Consider the following 22056-nt stretch of genomic DNA (forward strand, 5'->3'; position numbering starts at 1 on the left):
CCCGCCCTCCGACGGACCGGAGGGCGGGCGCGGTGGTACCGGTGGCGGCCTCAGTGGCCGGCGAGTTCGCCGCTCAGGCTGCGGTGGATCTCGGCGCTGGGCCGGTCGAGGCCGGTGATCTCGACGGACTTGCCGCGCTGCGCGTACCTGGCCTCGACCGCGTCGAGGGCGGCCACCGAGGAGGCGTCCCAGATGTGCGTCCGGCTCAGGTCGATGACCACCCGGTCCGGATCACCCGCGTAGTCGAAGCGGGCGACGAGGTCGTTGCTGGAGGCGAAGAAGAGCTCCCCGGTGACCGAGTAGATCACCTGGCCGCCGTCCGGGTCGGTGACGGCGGTGAGGTCGGCGCGGTGGGCGACGCGCTTGGCGAAGATCACCATGGCGGTGATCGAGCCGGCGACGACGCCGACGGCGAGGTTGGAGGTGGCGACGACCAGGGCGACGGTGATCACCATGACGGCGATCTCGCCGGCCGGCATCCGCCGCAGGGTCTTCGGCGCGACGGAGTGCCAGTCGAAGGTCGCGAAGCAGACCATCACCATCACGGCGACCAGCGCGGCCATCGGGATGCGGGAGACGACCGGGCCGAAGACGATGCACAGCACCATCAGGAAGGCACCGGCCAGGAAGGTGGAGAGCCTGGTCCGGGCGCCGGACACCTTCACGTTGATCATGGACTGCCCGATCATCGCGCAGCCGCCCATGCCCCCGAAGAAGCCGGTGACGATGTTGGCGACGCCCTGGCCGACCGACTCCCGGGTCTTGTCCGAGCGGGTGTCGGTGATGTCGTCGACGAGCCTGGCGGTCATCAGCGACTCCATCAGCCCCACCAGCGCCATCGCGAGGGCGTACGGAGCGACGACCGCCAGGGTGTGCGGGGTGAACGGCACGTCCGGCAGCCCGGGCACCGGCAGCGAGGACGGCAGGCCGCCCTTGTCGCCGACGGTCGGTACCGCGAGGCCGGCCGCCACGGTGACCACGGTGAGGACGGTGATCGAGACCAGCGGCGCGGGGACGACGGTGGTGACCTTCGGGAAGAACACCATCAGCGCCAGACCGGCCGCGATCAGCGGATAGACCGGCCACGGCACGTCCGTCATCTCGGGGACCTGGGCCATGAAGACCAGGATCGCCAGCGCGTTGACGAAGCCGACCATCACCGAGCGGGGCACGTACCGGATCAGCTTCGCCACCCCGAGCGCGCCCAGCACGATCTGGAAGACGCCGGCCAGGATCACCGCCGCGACCAGGTAGCCGAAGCCGTGTTCGCGGTTCAGCGGCCCGATCACCAGCGCGACGGCGCCGGTCGCGGCCGAGATCATCGCGCGGCGCCCGCCGACGATCGCGATCGTCACCGCCATGGTGAAGGACGCGAACAGGCCGATCCTGGGGGGTACGCCGGCGATGACCGAGAACGAGATCGCCTCGGGGATGAGCGCGAGCGCGACCACCAGGCCGGCCAGTACCTCGGTGCGCCAGACCTTCGGGTCGGTCAGCCAGTCGGGGCGGGCGGCGCGCAGGCGTGCGGCAGCGGTGGGCGGGGGAGTCTGCAAGACGGCGTGGACCTGTCGTGCTCGGGCGCGACCGGCGGGTGCGCGGGGGACGGACGGGGTGCGGAAGGCCGTGGCCGCGTCCCACGCGTCGCCCGGGGGCGGGTGCTCCGGTGGCCCGGGGCTCCGACGCGTGAGTGCGGTGGCCCCGTGGGGGCGGCCGGGCGGTTCAGGCGTGGAAGCTCACGGTGGGCAGGCGGTGGCTCCGGGTACCCGGGGCTCGCACACGCTTCTTCTCCTGCCGGCGGATCCTCGCGGGGGCGTCATCGGCCCCGGTACGACGGTCGGCCCGCACGCCTCGCGCAGGCCGTGGGACGGCGAACGGCCGCCCCGTGCCGGTGACTCTACCCGAATGCGGCCGCCCGCCCGGTGGCCGGGCCGAGCCCTCGGCGGTGCTCTCGGCGGCGCCGCTCAGGCCGGTCGCCGGATCTCCTGCCGGGTGGCGCCGAAGCCGGTCTCGTGGTCCCAGACGTGGGTGCAGGTGGGGCACTGGAGGTGGAGCACGCTACCGGTGTTGGAGAGCAGGTAGCGCCAGTGCTCGCGGCAGTTGCGCCGCTCCGCGCAGCCGGCGCACCCGTGGGCGTCCTCGCAGCCCGGACAGGCCGCCCAGGCCCGCCGCCCGACATCGGCCTGCGGGTCGATCGGCAGCGGTCCCGGACGCAGGCGTCGCAGCAGGGCGGCCGGGTGGGTGGTGTCGGGGCGGTTGCGGAACATGGACGTTGAACTTAGGTAAGCCTTGCCTACCTGTCAAGCGTGGCGCTCTGCCGGGGCCGGCGTGCCGCCCGGGGCGGCCCGGGCGGAGTCGTGGACCCGGCCGAGGTCGTCCAGCAGCCCGGTGAGCCAGAGCGTGACGTCCACGGTGTGCAGTGAGACCGGGTCCTCGGGCGTCCGGGTGGCCGTGACGCGGTCCTCGTGCAGGGCCGCGAGGGCCTCGGCCAGCGCCCGGTCCGCCGCGGCGGACCCGGCCGGGTCGAGCAGCGCCGCGCCCTCGCGGCGGAATGCCGCGGCGACCTGCTCGGCGCGGCCGACCAGGGCCGCCCCGCCGTGCGGGCCGGGGGCCGCGGTGCCCGGCGGGATCCGGGCGAGCAGCGGCTCGGCCCCGCGCACCGTGTGCTGCCCGGTCAGCACGGCGGCCTGCCAGTTCGGGCCCTCCCCGGCCGGCTGGTGGCGCTCGCTGCGGTACTGGGCGTACAGCGCCTCGGTGAGCAGCGTGCTGTGCCGGGCCCGCTGCAGCGCGCCCCGGGCCGGGCCCGACCCGGTGACCACGGCGACGGTCTCGGACAGCGCGGCGGCGCTGCGGTCCAGCAGCTCGGCGGTACGCCGCCGCAGGTCGTGACCGCCGCCGCGCGGCCAGGCGCAGAGCCCGGCGAGGATGCCGATCGTGGCACCGGTCGCCACGTCGACCAGCCGGGCCTCGGCCAGCCGCCAGCCGGCCGGGGCGAGCTGGGTGAAGACCATGGCGACCACGACGGTGAACGTCCCCTGGGCCCAGGCCAGCCCGAGCCCCGGGCTGAAGGCGAACGCGAACAGCATCGCGGGCGGCAGCGCGGCGGCGTAGAAGACGGGGTGTTCGCCGACCGCGATCAGCAGCAGCGCCGTCACGGCGGCGCCGCCGGCGGTGCCGGCCAGGGCCGGGCGCAGCGTGATCCGGGTGTCGGCCGCGCTGGTGCGCATCAGGGTGAGGGTCGCCAGCAGGACCCAGAACCCGTGGGTGAGATCGAGGGCGCCGACCACCAGCCGGGCCGCGCCGAGGGCGCCGGCGGTGCGCAGGGCGTTGCGGAAGTACACCGAGCGAGGGGTCAGGTTGCCGCGGATCCGGCGCCACCAGAGCACCGGCGTCGGCTCGTAGGCGTACCAGAACGGGCCGGGGCGCTGGTCGGGCGGCGTGCTGTCGGGCGGCGGCGGTGCCCGGCGGCTGGTGCGGGTGGCGAGGGTGAGGAAGCGGGCGCCCTCGGCGGCGCTCAGGGCGAGGGTACCGAGCGCCAGCCGGGCGACGGTGGGGCCGGCGGGGCCGTCCGACGCGTCGGCACCGCCGGCCGGTGAGGTGCGGTCGGCGTCGAAGGCGGCGATCCGCGTCTCGACCGGCGCGGCGGACGGGACCGGACCGTCCGGCCGGACCCCCGCCGCGGCCGCGCGCAGCGCACCGGCGGTGGTCGCCACCAGGGCGGCCGCCTCCGGGTAGGGCCCGCCGGCGGCGGCCAGCCGGCGGATCCGCAGCAGTTCGGCTCCGATGAACTGCAGCGTGGTCGCGCAGTGGGTGAGCGCGCGGTCGGCGGCGCCCGGGCCGGCGGGCCGTTCCATCAGCGGGATCCGGGAGAACCGCAGGTCGTCGAGGAGGGCCCGGGCGCGGTCCGCCGCGGTGGCGTCGTCCGGCACGGCGGCTGCGGCGGTCGGCGGCGGCCCGCCGCAGTGCGCGGCGGCACGGTCGGCCAGCCCGGCCAGCGCCAGGGCGGCGCTCCCCACGCGGTCGCGGTAGTCCCTCGGCGGCGGCTCCGGCCACAGCAGCCGCTCCGCGGCGGCGAGCAGCAGCAGGCCCGCGGTCACGCCGGCCAGCCGCTGCGGCAGGGTGTCCGGGGCGTAGGGCGGGAAGCACGGCAGGATGTAGAAGAGCTGGAGCCCGTTGGTGAGCCCGACCAGCCGCGGGCCGCCCACCGAGGCGAAGGACACCGCGAAGCCCACCCCCACCATGCCCAGCGCCGCCGTCCAGGCGTGCACGGCCAGCGCGGTGCCCAGGCAGACCAGCGCCCAGGCGAACGGCAGGGTCAGCAACAGCGTCCGACCCCGGGCGCGCGCGCCGCCCTCCACCCGGGCCAGTACGCCGACCGCGACCGCCCCGAACAGGGCGTAGGTGGCCGTCACCGGCTGGTCGAAGCCGTAGCGGAAGACGTAGAAGCCCGTGCACGCGGCGGCGGTGACCCGGACCGCGCGGTGCGCCACCGGGGGATCGGGGCGGGGCAGGAGCGGGGACGCCGGCCGGTGGGGCAACCGCATCGCACCTCGCTCCGCCGGTGGGTGGGGACCGGGCCGCCCTCCCCCGGGGCACCTCGTGCGGGAGCGGGCCCGACGGCAGGTCCACCGGCCGCCCGGCGGCGCCGTTACTTCTCCACCCTAGGGCGACCCGCCCGGGCACGCAGGGCCGGGAACGCAGGGCCGCCGCGCCGCCTCGCGGGGCCCTCGTCGCGGGCCGCACCCCGGATCGTGCCGGGCTTGGCGTGATCGACACCTTGGCGGGAGGCATGGCCGGGCGCTGTGGTGCTCACGTCCACCGGGAGGCGCCCGTGCGGTCCGGTTAACCTCGCGAAACAGGCGCTGTGACGAGGCGGTAATGCGCTCTTCCTAGGGTCACGATCGTGGGACCTTCCCACCGCGTGATCCCTGGGGAGGGAGTCTCGGTGACGATGCCGGCTTCGAAGGCGGACAGCGTACGGACGGTCTGCTCGTACTGCGGCGTCGGCTGCGGCGTCGTGCTCGACATCGGCCGGGACGCCGCCACCGGCAGGCGCACCGTCGCCAAGGTGTCGGGGGACAGGAGTCACCCGACGAACGCCGGGCGGCTCTGCACCAAGGGCGCGACCAGTGCCGAGATGATGGCCGCCTCCGGGCGCGCCGCCACCGCGCTGATCCGCGCCGGGCGCGGCGCCGAACCCGTCCCGGTGGACGTCGACGAGGCGATCACGGCGGTGGCCGGGCGGCTGCGGGCGATCCTGGACGAGCACGGCCCCGACGCGCTCGCCCTCTACGTCTCCGGGCAGATGTCCCTGGAGGCGCAGTACCTGGCGAACAAGCTCGCCAAGGGGTTCGTGCGGACCAGCCGGATCGAGTCCAACTCCCGCCTGTGCATGGCCTCCGCGGGCTCCGGCTACAAGCTCTCGCTGGGCGCGGACGGGCCGCCCGGCTCCTACCGGGACTTCGACCACGCGGACGCGTTCCTCGTCATCGGCGCCAACATGGCCGACTGCCACCCGATCCTGTTCCTGCGGATGATGGACCGGGTCAGGGCGGCCGGGGCGAAGCTGATCGTCGTCGACCCGCGGCGCACCGCCACCGCCGCGAAGGCCGACCTCTTCCTGCAGATCAGGCCGGGCACCGACCTCGCCCTGCTGAACGGACTGCTGCACCTGCTGGTCGAGAACGGGCACACCGACGAGGCGTTCGTCGCGGAGTTCACCGAGGGCTGGGAGGAGATGCCCGCCTTCCTGGCGGACTACCCGCCCGCGAAGGTCGCCGAGATCACCGGGATACCCGAGGCGGACATCCGGCAGGCCGCGCGGTGGATCGGCGAGGCGGGGGAGTGGATGAGCTGCTGGACGATGGGCCTCAACCAGTCCACCCACGGCACCTGGAACACCAACGCCCTGATCAACCTGCACCTGGCCACCGGCGCGATCTGCCGCCCGGGCTCCGGTCCGTTCTCGCTCACCGGCCAGCCCAACGCGATGGGCGGCCGCGAGATGGGGTACATGGGCCCCGGCCTGCCCGGCCAGCGCTCCGTCCTGGTGGCGCAGGAGCGGGCCTTCGTCGAGGAGCTCTGGGGCGTCGAGGCCGGCACGCTGCGGACCGAGGCCGGGCGCGGCACGGTGGAGATGTTCGAGCGGATGGCCGCCGGCGAGATCAAGGCCTGCTGGATCATCTGCACCAACCCGGTCGCCTCGGTCGCCAACCGCAAGACCGTCATCGCCGCCCTGGAGGCCGCCGAACTGGTCATCACCCAGGACGTGTTCACGGAGACCGAGACCAACGCCTACGCCGACGTGCTGCTGCCCGCCACGCTCTGGGCCGAGTCCGACGGCGTCATGATCAACTCGGAGCGGAACCTCACCCTGGTCGAGGGCGTGGTCGACCCGCCCGGGCAGGCCCTGCCCGACTGGCAGCTGATCGCCCGGGTCGCCTGCGAGCTGGGCTACGCCGACGCCTTCGGCTACACGAGCGCCGAGGAGGTTTTCGAGGAGCTCAAGCGGGCCTGGAACCCGGCGACCGGCTGGGACCTGCGCGGCGTCAGCTACCCGCGGCTGCGCGAGACGCCCGTCCAGTGGCCGGCGCCCGCCGCGGACGGCCCCGACCGCAACCCGATCCGGTACCTCAACGACGGCGTCAGCCAGACCCTGCTGGAGCGCGCCGACGGGAGCAGACCCCGACTCGCGTTCCCCACCCCCACCGGCCGCGCCCGGTTCTTCGGCCGCCCGCACCTGCCCGCCGCCGAACTCCCGGACGACGACTACCCGTTCGTCCTCAGCACCGGCCGCCTCCAGCACCAGTGGCACACCCTCACCAAGACCGGCAAGGTGGCCAGGCTCAACAAGCTCGACCCCGGCCCGTTCGTCGAGCTCCACCCCGACGACGCCGCCGCGATGGGCGCCGGGCAGGGCGACCGCATCGAGGTCGCCTCCCGCCGCGGCCGCGCCGTGCTGCCCGCCGTCGTCACCGACCGGGTCCGCCCCGGGAACTGCTTCGCGCCGTTCCACTGGAACGACCTCTTCGGCGAGTACCTCGGCATCAACGCCGTCACCAACGACGCCGTCGACCCGGTCTCCTTCCAGCCCGAGTTCAAGGCCTGCGCCGTGGCGCTGCGCGTGGTGCCCGCCCCGACTCCCGAGGAGACCGCGCCCGTGCCGGTGACCGCAGACCCGAGTGCGGGGACGGGGCAGCCGCCCCTCGCCGTGCTGCCCGTGCCGGCGGTGCCCGGGGGCGCGTCCGAGGCCGTCTCCGCCCTGACCGCGCTCTTCGGCCTCGCCGACCTCGCCCCGCCGGTGCTCGCCGAACCGGAGCGCCGCTACCTGTCCGGATACCTCTCCGGGTACGTCGCGGCCGCCGCCACGGCGCCGTCCGGCGCCGTTCCGGTGCTCCCGGCGGGAGCGCCGTTCGCCCCGGCGACGGCGCTCTGGGTGGACGGGGTGCTGGCGGGCATGTTCTCCCGGGGCGCCCCCGGCACGCCCGGGCCGGCTGTCCCGGCCGCGCCGGGGGCGGCCGGCGCCGAGCCCGCCGCGCCGACCCGGGAACTGCTCGTCCTGTGGGCCTCGCAGACCGGCAACGCCGAGGAGTTCGCCGCCGCCGCCGCGGCCCGCCTGGCCGGGGCGGGCCGCGCCCCGACCCTGCTCGCGATGGCCGACACCACCCCCCGGCGGCTCACCGCCGGTACCGACGTGCTCGTCGTCACCAGCACCTTCGGCGACGGGGAGGCGCCCGACAACGGCGCCGACTTCTGGCAGGGCCTCACCGCCCCGGACGCCCCGCGCCTGGAGGGCGTGCGCTACGCCGTCCTGGCGTTCGGCGACTCCAGCTACGACGACTTCTGCGGTCACGGCCGCCGGCTGGACGAGCGCTTCGCCGAGCTGGGCGCGACCCGCCTGCACGCGCGGACCGACTGCGAGGCCGACGACGCCGGGCCCGCCGGGCAGTGGCTCGACCAGGTCACCGGCACGCTCGTGGCGCCGGTGGAGCGGGCGCCCGCGCCCGCTGGTCCCGCCGTGCCCGTGCCCGTGTCCGCCGCGCCCACCACCCCGGCCGCCACGCCGGGCGGCTTCACCAGAGCGGCCCCCTTCCCGACCCTGCTGGTCGGCAACCGTCTGCTCAGCCTGCCCGGATCGCAGAAGGAGGTGCGGCAGTTCGCCTTCGACACCCGCGGCGGCGAACTCGCCTACGAGGCCGGCGACGCCCTCGGCGTGTGGCCGGCCAACGGCGCCGGACTGGTCACCGAATGGCTCGCCCTGACGGGCCTGGACCCCGAGGAGCACGTCCGGCTGGCCGACGGCGACGACCTCCCGCTGGGGGAGGCGCTGCGGACCCGCCTCGACATCGCCCGCCTCACCCCGGACCTGCTCGGGTTCGTCGCCGACCGCACCGGCGACCGCGTTCTGAAGCGGCTGCTGCGCCCCGACAACAAGGGCGAGCTGGCCAAGTGGAGCTGGGGCCGGCAGGCCGCCGACGTGGTCGGCGCCTTCCCCCTGCGCGCCACCGCCGCCGAGTGGGTCGGAGTGCTCAAGCGGCTCCAGCCCCGCCTGTACTCGATCTCCTCCAGCCCCCTGGCGCACCCCGGCGAGGTCCGGCTCACGGTGTCCGTCGTCCGCTACACCAACGACCTCGGCCGCGACCGCGGCGGCGTCTGCTCCACCTACCTCGCCGACTGCGCCGACGACGGCCCGGTGCCGGTGTTCGTGCAGCGCTCCCCGCACTTCCGCCCGCCCACCGGCCCGACCACGCCGATGATCATGGTGGGCCCCGGGACCGGGGTCGCGCCGTTCATCGGATTCCTGGAGGACCGGCAGGCCCGCGGCCACACCGGCCCCAACTGGCTCTTCTTCGGCGAGCAGCGCGAAGCCACCGACTTCTACTACCGGGAGGACCTGGCGGCCTTCCGCGCCGCCGGCCACCTGGACCGCCTGGACGTGGCCTTCTCGCGCGACCAGCGCAACAAGGTCTACGTCCAGGACCGGATGCGCGAGCAGGGCCCGCGCCTGTGGCGCTGGCTCCAGGACGGCGCGCACTTCTACGTCTGCGGCGACGCGGGCCGGATGGCCAAGGACGTCGACCTGGCCCTGCGCGAGATCGTCGCCGCCCACGGCGGCCTGGACGAGGAGGCCGCCGCCGCGTACGTCCGGCAGCTGGCGAGCGACAAGCGCTACGTCCGGGACGTCTACTGAGCCGGTGGCCGACGCCGCCCGGGGCGGGGACGGCATGCCCGGGGCAGCGACGGCCCGCTCGGGCCGCACGGCTTGCATCTGCGACGCCACGATGACTTGCGGACGCCCGCCGTCGCGGGGTGTGGCAGCCGGAGGACGCCTTCCTCGGCAGCGGCACCCACCCGTTCTCCGAGCCGCAGCCGCACATCCGGCGGCTGATCGACCTGAGCCGGGTCGGCCGGGAGTCGCCGTCCGCCGCACGGGTGAGCGGTGGGGGGTGGGCCGTCGCCCGCCGTCGGGGGCCCCCGCCGCCCGGGCCGTCCCCCACGCGGCGCCGTCCGGCGTGCGGGGCGGCCGCCGACCCCCGAGAGTCGGCAGGAAGGCGACCCGACCGGCGGACCGGCCCGGGGCGCGGCGGCGCGACGGGAGGAGCGGGATGGGCGCGAGCAGGCCGGCGCCCGGAGCGCCCACCCGGCACGCCCCGGCCGCCCTCCTCACCACCACCTGCCTGGTGCTCGCCCCCGCCGCGGCCGCGGTCGTCACCTGGACGTCCCTCGGCGACGAGGCCGACGACCGGCCCCTCCTCCCGCTGCTGCTCGGCAGCTGGCCCGCCACCGCGACCCGGGTCGGCCTGGTGCTCACCGCCGTCGCCGCGGTGGCCGTGATCGGCACCCTGGTCGCCCGCCACCCGCCCCCGGACCTGCCCGCCCCGGCCGCCGTCGCCCCGGTCGCGGCCGCCACCCTGCTGATCAGCGCCGAACAGCGGGGCCACCCCGTGGACGCCGTGGTCGGCCTCGCCGGCACCGCCCTGGTGCTGCTCGACGTGCTGCCGCGCGGCCCGAACCGCCGGGCCGGGTTCGCGCTCGGCCTGGCGATCGCGTTCCATCCCGTCCTGGCCCTCTTCGCCGTCGCCCTCCCGCGCCGGCGCGCCGTCCCCGCGTCCGCCGCCCTGACCGCCCTCGCGGTGGCCGCCCTGGTGCAGGGCACCGTCCTGATCGCCGACCCGGACCGCGCCGCCCGCTTCTGGCGCCGCTTCGACGCCCCGGCCGTCACCGGCGACCCGTCCGACCAGACCGCCCTCGGCGTGCTGCTCCGGCTCGGCCTGCACGGCCCGGCGCTGCTGGTCGGCTGGCTGGCGGTCACCGTCACCGCCGTGCTGCTCGCCGTTCGCCGCTCCGGCGGCTACGCGCGGGACGGCCAGCCGCTGCTGGCGGTCGGCGTGCTCGGCTGCGCCACCCTGGTCGCCGCACCGGTGGCCGGGCCGGGCCACCTCGGGTGGCTGCTGCTCGCCGCCACCGGCCGGCTCGGCCGCCGGCCCGAGTCCCGCGCGCTCTGGCCGGTCATCGCGGTCACCGTCGCGCTGCTGCCCAGCACGCTGCTCGACCCGGAGATCGAACCGGTCAGCGGGCTGCTGCTGCGCAAGGCCCCCACCCTGGCCGCCCTCGCCGCGGCCGCCGCCCTGCCGTTCCTGGCCCGCGACGACCCGCTCTGGCACCTGCGCCGCGCCCCCGGCCCGCCCCTGCGGCGGCGTCCCGCGCTGCCCTGGATCCCCCTGCTGCCGGCTCCGCTGCGGCCGGTCTCCCGCCCGAACCCGGTGCTGGAGCTGCTCTTCGTCCAGGTCGGCTACGGCGTCTACTCCTACATCCGCAACGTCGCGCCCGAGCGCGTCGCCACCGCCACCGGCCACGCCCGCAGCGTCTTCCGGCTGGAACAGCTGCTGCACGTGGACATCGAGCCGGTCGTCAACGCCTGGGCCCTGCGGACCGGTGACTGGCTGCTGGACGCGGCCCAGGGGTACTACAAGGTGCTGCACTTCGTGGTGCCGCTCGGCGTGCTGGTCTGGCTCTACGTCTGGCACCCGGACCGTTACCGCACGGCCCGGACCGTCCTGTTCGCCGCGACCGGCCTGGCACTGGTCGGCTTCTGGGGCTACCCGCTCGCCCCGCCCCGGCTCGTCCCGGGGCTCAACCTGCGGGAGGATCCGTCCGGTATCCCCGGCGAGGCCCCGCTCGGCGTGCTCACCTCGCTCTCCAACCAGTACGCGGCGATGCCGTCGCTGCACATCGCCTGGTCCTGCTGGTGCGCCCTGGTCGTCATCACCACCGCCGGCCACCGCCGGCCGGCACCCCTGGCGGCGGTCTACCCGCTGCTCACCTTCCTCGTGGTGGTGGCCACCGCCAACCACTGGGTGCTGGACGCCGTCGGCGGCGTCGCCGTCCTGCTCGCCGGCGCCCTCACCCAGTACGCCCTCACCGCCCGACTCCTCACCGACCCCGCCCCGGCGCCCCCGCCCGCCGTCCTGACCCGCGAGGGCGCGTAGCGGGGCGGGGCCCCTGACGGCTCCACCGAACGTCCTGCCGACGTGCGGCGGAGGCCCAACCGACCTCTGTCACACCCTGGTTCGAGCACGACCGCTCCCGTAGGATCGGCGGCCATGGTCGACCTCTACGCTCCCACCCACCCGTACAGCCACGGCTTCCTCGACACCGGGGACGGCAACCGGATCTACTACGAGGAGCTCGGCAACCCCGAAGGCAAGCCCGCCCTCTCCGTCCACGGCGGCCCGGGGGCGGGTGCCCCGCGCCGGCCGACGCGGGCCTGGGACCCGGAGCGCTACCGGCTCATCCGCTTCGACCAGCGCAACTGCGGCCGCAGCACCCCGCACGCGAGCGACCCGGCGGCGGACATGCGCCTGAACACCACCCGGCACCTCATCGACGACATCGAGCGACTGCGCGAACACCTCGGTGTCGAACGGTGGTTGCTGAGCGGCGCGTCCTGGGGATCCACGCTCGCGCTGGCCTACGCGCAGCGACACCCGGAGCGGGTCACCGGGATCGTCATCCAGGCGGTGACGATGACCCGCCCCGCCGAGACCGACTGGCTCTACCGGGGCGCCGGGCGGTTCCAGCCCGAGGCCTGGGACCGGTTCCGCGACGGCGTTCCGGAGGGCGAGCGGGACGGCGACCTGCTCGCGGCCTACGCCCGGCTGATGGAGAACCCCGACCGGGCCGTCCGCGCGAAGGCCGCCGCCGACTGGCTCGCCTGGGAGGACGCCGTCGTCTCGAACGAGCCCAACGGCATCCCGGGGATGTACAGCGACCGCGAGGTCGACGAGCAGATCGCCTTCGTACGGATCTGCGCCCACTACTTCAGCAACGGTGCCTGGCTGGAGGAGGACCAACTGCTGCGCGACGCCCACCGGCTGGCCGGGATCCCGGGGGTGCTGGTGCACGGCCGGCACGACATGGGGAGCCCGGTGGAGACGGCGTGGGCGCTGGCGAAGGTGTGGCCCGACGCGCGGCTCCACATCTTCGAGGACTCCGGGCACGTCGGGAGCGAGGCGATGGCCGAGGCCTCCCGGGCGGCCATCGAGGAGTTCAAGGACCGGTGACCCGCGCGGAGTCCGAGCACCCGGCCACCACGTGGTCGCCGAGGGCCGGCACGTCCCCCGGTGACCACGCGGTGGCCGGTCCGGCCCGCACGTGGATCAGGAGGGCCGGCCCCCCGCGTACGCCAGCGGTGGGGCGATCGCCTGGGCGTCCGCGCCCTCGCCGACCCAGAGGCCGATCAGGAACGCCGCCGTCGCCTCCAGCAGGCCCGCCCGGTCGAGGCCGCCCCCGTCGACCGGTGTGCAGCCGAGGTCGCGGACGAGGCCCCGTACGGTCTCCAGGGCCGACGCGTCGTCACCGCAGAGCGGCACCGCGAGCGGGCGTCCGTCGAAGACCGGCGGCGTCCTGCGCCACACGCTCTCGTGGCAGAGGTTGAACGCCTTGACCACGGAGGCGCCGGGCGCCGCGGCCGCGATGCGCTCGGCGGCCGAGGGGCCGCCCCGGGTTTCGAGGACGAAGCCCGGGGCCACCGGGTTGGTGCAGTCGATCAGCGCGCTGCCCCGCAGAGCGCCGGCCAGACCGGACACCACGCCGACCGCCGCCGCGTACGGCACGGCCAGCAGCACCGCGTCCCGGCCGTGCTCGGCCGCCTCCCGCGCGGTCCCCGCCCGTGCGCCGATCCGGTCGGCGAGGGCGCCGGCGCGGTCCGCGTCCCGCCCGCCCACCAGCACCTCGTGGCCGACCCGCGCCCACTGCTCACCCAGCGCCCGCGCCATCGTTCCGGTGCCGACGATCCCGATCCTCATCATGCTCAACCCCTCTGTCGTGACCCGTCCTTCAGAATCGGGACGACACTACGAAACCGCTGGGGCACCATCTGGTAAGTGACCACCGACCACGGCTTCCTCGCCGACTGCCGAGCCCGGCTCGCCTTCGATCTGCTCGCCAACACCTGGAACGCCGTCGTGGTGTGGGCGCTGCGCGCCGGTCCCGCACGGCCCGGCGAACTCCGGGAGCGGATCGGCGGCATCAGCCCCAAGGTCCTCACGGAGACGCTGCGCCGGCTCCAGTTCAACGGGCTGGTGGAGCGCCGCGCGTACGCCGGGTCGCCGCCGCACGTGGAGTACACCCTCACCGGGCTGGGGCGGACGCTGCTGGAGCCGGTCGAGGCGTTCGGCGCCTGGGCCTTCGAGCACGGCGAGGACGTGATGGCGGCCCGGGAGCGGGCGGAGGCGGCCGAGGACGGCCGCGGCTGAGTCGGTCGCTCCGGTGCGGGCGGTCAGCGCCCCCGGCCGGCCCCGAGGGCGAAGCGGCGCGCGGCCGGGCGGCCCTCGACCAGGTCCGCGGCGAGGGCGCCGAGCACCGACGCGAACTTGAACCCGTGCCCGGAGAAGCCGGCCAGGACCGTCACCGGGCCCCGCCGGTCGACCACGAAGTCGTGGTCCGGGGTGGTGGCGTACAGGCAGGTGGTGGCGGTCGGCGCGGTGTGGTCGACGCCCGGCAGCCAGCGCCGCGCGTACTCCCGCACCCGCTCCACCGCGCGCGGGTCGGGGTCGCCCGCGCGGTGGTCCGGGTCGACGACCGGGCCGACGCCGTGGAAGCCGACCTTGACGCCGTCGACGCTCCCGAGGCCGTACACGCCGACGTCCGAGACCAGTTGCGCCCCGCCGTGGTGGATGAAGCTCGGCCAGTCCAGTGGTGCGGCGGCCGGGAAGTGCACCGGCCGCTCCTCGGTCACCCGCATCGGCGGCAGCCCGGGCACGTGCCCCGACAGCAGGCCCGGCGCCCACCCGCCGACCGCCACCACGACCTGCTCGGCGAGGATCACCTCCTCCTCGGTGGTCACCAGCTCGACGCCTGCGCCGCCGTTGCTCCCGCCGCCGCCCCCGCCGCCGCCTACGGCGATCCGGGCGATCCGGACGCCGTGCCGGACCTCGGCCCCGTGCGCCGCGGCCGCCCGCTGGAACGCCGCCACCGCGTGGTCGGCGTGCAGCCGCCCGGCCTCGGGGTGGAACAGCGCGGAGGTGTCGGCCCGCAATCCCGGCCACCGCTCGGCCACCCGCGCCGGGTCGAGCAGCTCGGCGGGCCGCCCGGCGGCGGCCAGCGCGGCGTGCAGGGCCGAGGTCGCGGCGGCCGGGCCGTGGTCCACCGCCCCGGTGAGCTCCAGGAGGGCGGTGCCCGTCTCCTCCTCCAGCCGCCGCCACAGCGGCAGCGCCCGTACGGCGAGGGCGACGTACTCGGGCTCCGGGTAGGCCAGCCGGAAGATCCGTGAACTGCCGTGCGAGCTGCCGCGGTCGTGCCCCGGGGCGAACCGCTCCAGGAGCGTCACCCGCCGGCCCCGCGCCGCCAGGTGCCAGGCCGCCGACGACCCCATGACCCCGCCACCGACGACTACGACCTCACCGGTCATGCCCACTCCGTACGTTGTCGCCACGGTCCGCCTCCCGGCCGCGCCGCGCCCGGCCGTTGACAGCGGAGACTACCGGAGGATCTGCGGCCCGGGCGGAGGGGGCGACGGTACCGGTCGCCATCGACGGAGAGCTGCGCGGGAGCGGTCGGCCTCCACCTGGCGGGTGCTCAGGGACTGTGTTGCCGACAGAAGTTCAGTCTTCGCACCCGGCCCGGTGGTGTGTACTGACGGAGCCGGGAAGTTGTCCGAAGAACCGGTGGAGGTCCCACGGCGCGCCATGTTGGATTGTCCGGCTACGAGGAATCGGCCGAGGGCCGACCGAGCGGCGGACAGCCCGGATCGTCCGCGTACACGGGAGGGGGCAAGGGGTGGGTAGTGCTGGACGCCCGCAGGGGCGCCTGAAGGGGGAGACCGAACAGGCGGACGCCCTGGCACGGTTCGTGCGGGAGGTGACCTCGGGGGTGACCCTCCGCAGGCTCGCCCAGCGCTACCCCGCCGGTCGGACGAGCTGGAGCGCGTACCGCTCCGCGGAGAAGGACATCCCGTGGCACCTGCTCCAACGGCTGGTCCACGACCAGGTGGAGGACCCGCGGGCCCGGGCGGCGCTGCTGGCCCGGGCCGCCCAGCTGCACGAGCAGGCCACCCGCGCGGCCGAGGGGATCCAGCCGCCCGCGGCCCGGCGGTCGGCCGCGCAGCAGGCGCTGGACCGGGCCCGGGACGCCCAGCGGCAGGCCGAGGAGGGCATGGCGGAGGCGGAGGACCTGATCCGTGTGCTGGTCGCGATCGTGGCCGAGCTGCGGAGTGAGCTGGCCGGTGGTGCCGGTGGTGTCGGCGGTACCGGCGGTACCGACGACCCGGAAGGTGCCACGACCGACCCGGTGGCAGCGCCGCTCCGACAGGTCCGGCAGGTCCGGCAGGTCCGGCTGCGGGAGGCGACCTCGTGTCTGGCCGAGGTACGGCGCATCAGGGAGAGCGCCCGTGAGGCGCGGCACACGGCCGGCCGGGAGCAGGAGGCCGTCGGGCTCCTGGTCGACCAGGAGCGGTCACGGGTCGGGGCGGAGCCGGCGAGCCACGGGGTGGACGCGCACCTGCCGGTGCTGCGGCGGCTGGAGGCCGACCTCGTGGGGGTGCGGGAGGCGCTGGCCGGCCAGTACCGGGAGGTGACCGGGATGGCTCTCGTCCCGGCCGGGCCCCGGATCGTCCGGGGGGAGCTGGTCCGGGTCGTGGACCACGGCCGGCGCGGCCCGACCGGCCCGCCCCGCGAGGTCGCGATCGGTGCGACCGTCCTCGGCCCGCCACGCGGCGGGCCCACGGGTGCGCGATGGCGCCGTACGGCCGGGGCAGGGGCGGTCGTCGGAGCGACGGGGGCGGTGCTGGCCGGGATCCTGGTGCTGGCCGGGGTGGTGGTGGGCGTCCGCCTGGGCGCGGCGGCGCACGGACCCTTCGACGCCGTCCCGCAGGCGGCCGGCGCCTGGGGCAGGCCGGGATCCGGCGCCCCCTCACCGGCGGCCGGGAGCCCCTCGGCACCGGATCCGGGTACGGGGCCGGTCTCGTCGACCCCCTCCGCTCCTGCCACCCCGAGCAGTGCGCCCGACCGGTCCGGCGGGACGCCGACCGCACCGCCGGTACCGCCGCCGTCCGCTCCGGTGGCGCCCGAACCGCCCGGGACGGCCGCTCGGAGTACGGGAGCCGGCCAGCCGCCGGATCCCGCCGTCCCCGCCGTCCCCGCCGTCCCCTCGGCCGGGGCCACGCCCGCCGGCACGCCCTCGGCGCCCGCCGGCTCCACACCGACGGCGGAGGTCCCGGCACCGGGCCGGCTCGGCGGCGCCCCGGTGGTTCCGCCGACGGGATCGGTGGAGATCAGGAACGGGAACAGCCAGCAGTGCATCGCCACGCCCGGGGGCACCCGGGAGGACGGCCGGGAGGTCCAGCAGTACCCCTGCGGGGACTTCCCCGACCACTTCTGGGAGGCGCAGAAGGCCTACACGGACCCGGACGGCGACACCTACTACCGGATCGTCAGCTACAACAGCGCCCTCTGTCTGTCCGTCCGGGACTCCAGTACCCGGGCCACCGCCGAGGTGGTCCAGTCGGAGTGCCGGAGCAGCCCCGGGCAGTCCTGGAAGATCGAGAAGTGGCCGCGCGGCATGCGGTTCGTCAACGACAACAGCCACCAGTGCCTCGCCGTCACCTACCGCAGTACCGCTCCGCAGGCGCCGCTGATGCAGTACCCGTGCGGCGACTACCCCGACCACTACTGGGACTACGGCCCGCGCCGGTAGCCCCGGTCCGGGCCCCCGTCGGCGAGCCGGGCCGCGCCGGTGGCCCTGGTCCGGGCCTAGCGCGTCGGGACCAGTCCGAGGAGCTCGCCCAGCCGCTGGATCGTGGCGGGAGCCTCGCGGTGCAGACCGGCGACGTCCATGCCCTCGTCGCCCAGGATCATCAGCAGCGCCTGCTCACCGATCGCCAGCACCACGACGTAGCCGCCGTTGCAGCGGGTGACCACGTCGCGCAGGCCGCCCAGGCCGACCTCGGCGGCGGTGCGCCGGCCGAGGCCGAGCATGGCGGCGGACAGCGCGGAGGCCGACTCGGGATGGACGGCGGCCGTGTCGGCGGCCACGAGCAGGCCGTCGGCGGTCGAGACGACGCTCTCGGAGATGCCCACGACCCGGTCACGGAGGGACTTCAACTCGTCGACGAGTGCTGCGGATGACGTCTGGCTGCTCATGGTGCGCTCTTCTCGGTCTCTTCGGTCTTCTCGGTCCGCTCGGCGCGGTGAACGTTCGATGGCTGGCCGGAGACGGCAGCCGGGCCCTCGGGCCGGGTGGGCAGGCAGGGGAGCCCGCCGGCTGCGGTCGGTCCGTCCAGGACCTCCGGGCCGCGCCGCACGGGGACTCGGCGGGGCAGCGGCCCGGTCGTGGCCGGCGGCGGGCCGGTGTGCGGCGCGCGGCGCCACGCTCGGCACGGCGGCGGGCGGGACCACCGGCTCCCGGTGGAGCAGCTGCCGGGCGTCCATCCGGGCGAGGTCGAGCAGCACGGCGAACAGTCCGCGCCCGAGGGCGAACCCGATGTCGCGCGCGGTGCGCCGCCCGGTGGCGGCGACCAGGATCTCCCGGTAGCGGTCCGGGATCCGCGGGGCCGTCGACCCGGCCGGGGTGGCCGGGCGGATCCGGCTGCGGGCGAGCTGTCCGGGCGGCCCCCAGAGGCGGGTCAACAGGGCCACCCGCCGGCCGGTTTCCTCGAACAGCCGCTGCGGCTCGATGCCGGGGCGCAGCGCGATCCTGGCGGGGGCGGCGGCTTCGGCCACCTCCCAACTGCCGGGCGGGCTCAGGATCAGGGCGAAGGCGCCGTCGAACGCGGCGGCCGCGCAGACCAGTTCGAGTTCGGCGGCGCCGATCGACCCCTGGGCCACCAGTGCCGCGCCGAGGTCGCCGCCCTGGAGGCCGGTGAGGCCTTGGCCGTTGGCGGCGGCGGCCGTCTCGGCGGCGGACCAGTCCGCCTCGCCGACGCGCCGCGACTTCAGCAGCAGGGTCTCGACGGTCGGGGCCCCGGGCGTCTCGATCGCGGTGACCAGCCCCCGCACCAGGTGGATGGTGCCGCCCGGCGCGCTGGAGACGGTGACCGAGCCGGTGAACTCGCCCTGGCGCAGCGTCAGCAGGAGGGCGGGCACGTTGCGTGCGGCAGGAGACACGAGCGGGGACGCGGGTGCGGCCGGGTCGTGGAGACGGCCCGTCATGCCAGCAGGCCCCGTGCCCGGTCGGTGCTCTGGCGGATCGCCAGGGCCAGGTTGGTCTGCCTGCGGTCCAGCACGGTGGCCAGCAGCAGCGGGTCGCCCTGCCGGGGTACCACCTGGACGACGTGGTGGTGGCGGGTGCTGGTGACCACCAGGCTCTCCAACTCGCCCTCCGCCCCGGCCTCGCACAGCCGTTCGCCGATCAGGTTGGCCAGCTCGGCGAGTTCGGCTCCGGTCCCGAGCAGTCGGTGCTCCCCGGCGGACCGATAGGTGAGGCCCGTGACGGCGTCGACGAGCGCGGCGCCGACCACTCCGGGGGAGTCGAGCACATCGGAGAGGGAAGCTTCGAGCGCGTGCACCGGTACCCCTTCGCTTTCTGAACCGCTGGCAGCGTACTTTATTTCACCATTTCCGTGCGGTGGCCACACCTGATGGCCTTCTTGCTACTTTGATTCCTGCACACGGGGGTTCCGCCCGGATGGCACGCAAAGGACGAACAGGTCATGAACATTGACAGCGCACTCACGGACGCGATGGGCATCGAGGGCGCCATCGGCGTGGCCCTGGTCGACTACGAGAGCGGTATGTCGCTCGGGCATCTCGGGGGGAACCAGCAGCTCGATCTGGAGGTCGCGGCCGCGAGCAACACCGAGGTCGTCCGGGCGAAGCTGAGGGCCATGGCGGCGCTGTCGATCGACGATGTCATCGAGGACATCCTGATCACCCTCGGCGGCCAGTACCACCTGATCAGGCCCCTTGCGGGCGCGCGTGGTTCGCTCTTCCTCTACCTGGCCCTGGACCGCTCGCGGGCCAACCTGGCACTCGCCCGGCACGGCCTCAAGCGCATCGAGGCCGGGCTGGACGTCTGAGCCCGCCCCCACCGGAACCGGCCACCCCGGCCGGGCGAAATGCGGCGGACCGCGCTCCGCCCGGCAATTGCCGGGCGGAGCGAAAGCGATGCGTGATGAACCGATTACCGCCGGCGGCCCGTAGAAGAGGGTCCGGTATCCATTCGGGGAAATGCGTGACATTCCGATGACTGGGCGTCATATCCACTCCCGGCGGAACGCACAGTAATTCGACGGTGACGCAGTACCAGCGAAATGCCACCCGCCGGAGTTCGCCGCGGCGGCGGCCGGCCAGGCCCGGGGGAGCGGAGCAGCAGTACCCAGCCCGGGCCGAGTGCTTTCATCCGGCAGTGAAGCGGTGCCACCATGGCCGGGGCGGGCGGGGTGCTTCGGTCGTGATCGGCTCGAAGTGGGTCTCGATCGGGGCGTTCCATTCGACTAGGGCGGCCGGGAACCAGGTGACGGGTTTGGTGTCGCCGAGGCCGTTGGCCCAGGTGGCGACGCGCTCGGCCGCTTCCCGGCCGGAGAGCAGTCCGCGGTCGTCGGTGTCGACGCCGAGGGCGCGCACGGCTTCCCGGTACAGGTCGTGGCAGAGCCAGCTGTGCAGCAGGCCGTGGTCGTAGCCGAGCACCTCCCAGCCGAGTTGGTGCCCGCCCTCGGGTGTGGCCCGGTCGTCGGGGTCGTCGGCCCGGCCGTCGAGTCCTGCGAGCAGGACCGGTTCGTGGCCGTCTGCCGCGCGGATGTCGGTGGCGAGGGCGGCGGCATGGCCGGCCGGTACCAGCAGGGCGTAGAGCCGGGCCGCCGCCGGTACGTCGAGCGGTGCGCAGGCCGCCAGGGCGTCCTGCGCGGTGGGGAACCAGCAGCCGTCCTGCGGGAGTCGGTCGATCAGGCAGTCGGACGCCGTGGTCAGCAGCCTCGTCCGGGGCAGGCCCGAGCCGGTCACCGGTTCGGGGACCGCCACGAAGTAGCCGGCGAGCACCGGCTCCCCGGCCGTGGCTCCCGCCCCGGGTGCGGGTGCGGGTGCGGGTGTCGGTGCCGTGCCGACGGTCGGGGGCAGGGTCGCACCGGGCAGGGGCCGCTCCAGAAGGGGTAGCGGCTCGCCGGGGCGGCGCAGGCGGCGCTCGGCGAGCCAGAGGAGGTAGCCGCGCAGGTACTCCTCCAGCCCGTGGTCGAGGTGGGCGATGTAGTCGCGCAGGCCGCCGGCGGCGTCCCGGTAGTGCTCGCGGTGCTCGCCACGAGCACGCGACCAGCGGTCGGCCGCTTCGACGGCCCATTCGCGTACCCGCCCGCGTTCCTGCCACCACTCGCGCACGGCCGGGACGGTCCAGTGGTCGTCGCCGTCCATCGCGAAGCCGCCGTGGCCGAGGGCGCAGCCGTCCAGCAGGTCCCGCGTCTGTGCCGCGCCGACCGGTTGGCGGTAGACGAACTCCCGGCCGGAGAACGGGCCGTGGTCGTCGTCGTGGGCGAGGTGGAAGGGTGCGTCGCGGCGGCCCAGTTGCAGGCTGTCGGTGTCGGCGCCGTAGAACGGGCCCGGGACGTTGCGCCAGTTGCGCTCGTCCCAGTGGCCGCCGAACCGGTCCAGGTGCGGCTGCTCGGTGAGCAGGCGCCGGGCGGTGGGCAGCGGGTCCCAGTAGGTGCCGAGCCCGTCGTGGTTCCCGTCGTCCACCGGGTGGAGTCCTGTCCTCTGGTGCGGATCGGTGGGGCGGAGCGGAGCCGCGACCCGTGATGGTCACCCCCGCGGGGGGATGCCCAGGGAGCGGACGAGCTGGGTCAGTTCCTCGCGGAAGAGCTTCCCGGGGCTGAGGGTCTGGGTCCGCAGGTGGCCGTAGATCTCCAGTGAGACCAGGCCGTGCAGGTGGCTCCAGGTCCGCAGGGCGAGTGCCACGGCGGCGGGGGGCAGGTCGGGGAAGGCCGGGCGGACCTTGTCGAGCAGGCCGGGGTCGAAGTCGGACCACGCGAACTCGCTGTCGGAGTACCGGGGTTCGGCGTACGGCCAGGCCTCGGCCGCGAGTGCGGTGATGCCGGTGCAGACCCGGTGGGCGGCGTCCGGGGCGGCGCCGCCCTCGGGGGACCGGTAGCCGGGGACGGGGTCGCCGTAGACGAGGCGGAAGCCCTCGGGATTGGCCAGGGCCCAGTCCCGGAAGGCGTCGGCCCAGGCCCGGATCCGGGCCGCCGGGTCCCCGGTGGGGGCGGCCGCCCAAGCGGCCTCCACGGCGTCGGCCAGTGAGCTGTAGACGTTGTCGATCAGCGTGGTGACCAGGTCGTCGCGGGTGGCGAAGTACCCGTAGATGGCGTTGGCCGTCATGCCCATCTCGCGGGCGATGGCCCGCAGCGTGATCGCGTCGGGGCCGCCCGCTGCCATCAGCTCCAGCGCGACCTTCTTGATCTCGGCGGTGGTCTCGGCCCGCAGCCGCTCGCGGCGCCCCGTCGTCCGTCCCGCGCCCGCGGTCGCCGTGTCAGGGGTTCCGGTGCCGGTCTCTCCCGCGTCTGTGCTCGCCACGCCGCCACTCTACCGCGCGGCTCTACGGCGTCTCCGTGCTGGTTGCCGTATCAAAACTGCACGCCGT

At 75.4% G+C, this 22056-nt stretch carries 15 protein-coding genes; 6 read left to right on the plus strand and 9 right to left on the minus strand.

The features are described 5' to 3' along the window. Positions 1 to 50 precede the first annotated feature (50 nt). The 3 genes from ACZ4UX_RS31595 to ACZ4UX_RS31605 all read right to left on the minus strand — a co-directional run bounded on the left by ACZ4UX_RS31595 (position 51) and on the right by ACZ4UX_RS31605 (position 4487). On the minus strand, positions 51 to 1553 hold the full coding sequence (locus tag ACZ4UX_RS31595) for a SulP family inorganic anion transporter (RefSeq protein ID WP_465709124.1): 1503 nt from the start codon (positions 1551 to 1553) through the stop codon (positions 51 to 53). Positions 1554 to 1961: 408 nt separating this feature from the next. Then, the gene (locus ACZ4UX_RS31600) at positions 1962 to 2264 is read right to left on the minus strand and encodes a hypothetical protein (protein ID WP_465709125.1); all 303 of its coding nucleotides are present in this window, start codon (positions 2262 to 2264) and stop codon (positions 1962 to 1964) included. 33 nt (positions 2265 to 2297) lie between these two features. Further along, positions 2298 to 4487, minus strand: coding sequence for an FUSC family protein (locus ACZ4UX_RS31605; protein WP_465709126.1), 2190 nt, complete (start codon positions 4485 to 4487; stop codon positions 2298 to 2300). A 461-nt stretch (positions 4488 to 4948) separates the two neighbouring features. On the opposite strand from ACZ4UX_RS31605, the gene ACZ4UX_RS31610 reads away from it, so the two are divergent. From ACZ4UX_RS31610 to pip, 3 genes are all read left to right on the plus strand, one after another. Further along, the gene (locus tag ACZ4UX_RS31610) at positions 4949 to 9187 is read left to right on the plus strand and encodes a molybdopterin-dependent oxidoreductase (protein ID WP_465709127.1); all 4239 of its coding nucleotides are present in this window, start codon (positions 4949 to 4951) and stop codon (positions 9185 to 9187) included. A 415-nt stretch (positions 9188 to 9602) separates the two neighbouring features. Continuing rightward, positions 9603 to 11486: a phosphatase PAP2 family protein gene (locus ACZ4UX_RS31615; RefSeq protein WP_465709128.1), complete on the plus strand. Its 1884-nt coding sequence runs from the start codon at positions 9603 to 9605 to the stop codon at positions 11484 to 11486. A 114-nt stretch (positions 11487 to 11600) separates the two neighbouring features. After that, positions 11601 to 12560, plus strand: coding sequence for a prolyl aminopeptidase (gene pip, locus ACZ4UX_RS31620; RefSeq protein WP_329485697.1), 960 nt, complete (start codon positions 11601 to 11603; stop codon positions 12558 to 12560). A 96-nt stretch (positions 12561 to 12656) separates the two neighbouring features. On the opposite strand, the gene ACZ4UX_RS31625 is transcribed toward pip, so the two are convergent. Next, positions 12657 to 13304, minus strand: coding sequence for an NADPH-dependent F420 reductase (locus ACZ4UX_RS31625; protein WP_465709147.1), 648 nt, complete (start codon positions 13302 to 13304; stop codon positions 12657 to 12659). A gap of 78 nt (positions 13305 to 13382) precedes the next feature. Between ACZ4UX_RS31625 and ACZ4UX_RS31630 the strand changes: the two genes are divergently transcribed. Further along, on the plus strand, positions 13383 to 13754 hold the full coding sequence (locus ACZ4UX_RS31630) for a winged helix-turn-helix transcriptional regulator (RefSeq protein WP_465709129.1): 372 nt from the start codon (positions 13383 to 13385) through the stop codon (positions 13752 to 13754). Positions 13755 to 13777: 23 nt separating this feature from the next. On the opposite strand, the gene ACZ4UX_RS31635 is transcribed toward ACZ4UX_RS31630, so the two are convergent. After that, complete coding sequence (locus ACZ4UX_RS31635; RefSeq protein WP_465709130.1) at positions 13778 to 14908, minus strand: FAD-dependent oxidoreductase; 1131 nt, start codon at positions 14906 to 14908, stop codon at positions 13778 to 13780. Between the two features lie 461 nt (positions 14909 to 15369). On the opposite strand from ACZ4UX_RS31635, the gene ACZ4UX_RS31640 reads away from it, so the two are divergent. Beyond that, on the plus strand, positions 15370 to 17190 hold the full coding sequence (locus ACZ4UX_RS31640) for an RICIN domain-containing protein (RefSeq protein WP_465709131.1): 1821 nt from the start codon (positions 15370 to 15372) through the stop codon (positions 17188 to 17190). A 56-nt stretch (positions 17191 to 17246) separates the two neighbouring features. Here ACZ4UX_RS31640 and ACZ4UX_RS31645 read toward each other — a convergent pair whose 3' ends face one another. Together ACZ4UX_RS31645 and ACZ4UX_RS31650 are read right to left on the minus strand one after the other, a co-directional pair. After that, positions 17247 to 18599 carry a roadblock/LC7 domain-containing protein gene (locus tag ACZ4UX_RS31645; protein ID WP_465709132.1) on the minus strand — a complete coding sequence of 451 codons (1353 nt, stop codon included), beginning with the start codon at positions 18597 to 18599 and terminating at the stop codon, positions 17247 to 17249. A gap of 41 nt (positions 18600 to 18640) precedes the next feature. Continuing rightward, positions 18641 to 19000: a hypothetical protein gene (locus tag ACZ4UX_RS31650; RefSeq protein WP_465709133.1), complete on the minus strand. Its 360-nt coding sequence runs from the start codon at positions 18998 to 19000 to the stop codon at positions 18641 to 18643. Between the two features lie 144 nt (positions 19001 to 19144). Between ACZ4UX_RS31650 and ACZ4UX_RS31655 the strand changes: the two genes are divergently transcribed. After that, positions 19145 to 19510: a hypothetical protein gene (locus ACZ4UX_RS31655; RefSeq protein ID WP_465709134.1), complete on the plus strand. Its 366-nt coding sequence runs from the start codon at positions 19145 to 19147 to the stop codon at positions 19508 to 19510. Between the two features lie 319 nt (positions 19511 to 19829). Here ACZ4UX_RS31655 and ACZ4UX_RS31660 read toward each other — a convergent pair whose 3' ends face one another. Further along, the gene (locus ACZ4UX_RS31660) at positions 19830 to 21155 is read right to left on the minus strand and encodes a hypothetical protein (RefSeq protein WP_465709135.1); all 1326 of its coding nucleotides are present in this window, start codon (positions 21153 to 21155) and stop codon (positions 19830 to 19832) included. A 63-nt stretch (positions 21156 to 21218) separates the two neighbouring features. Beyond that, the gene (locus tag ACZ4UX_RS31665; protein ID WP_465709136.1) at positions 21219 to 21989 is read right to left on the minus strand and encodes a TetR/AcrR family transcriptional regulator; all 771 of its coding nucleotides are present in this window, start codon (positions 21987 to 21989) and stop codon (positions 21219 to 21221) included. Between the last annotated feature and the right edge of the window lie 67 nt (positions 21990 to 22056).

This window comes from Kitasatospora sp. NPDC028961 (assembly GCF_055564815.1).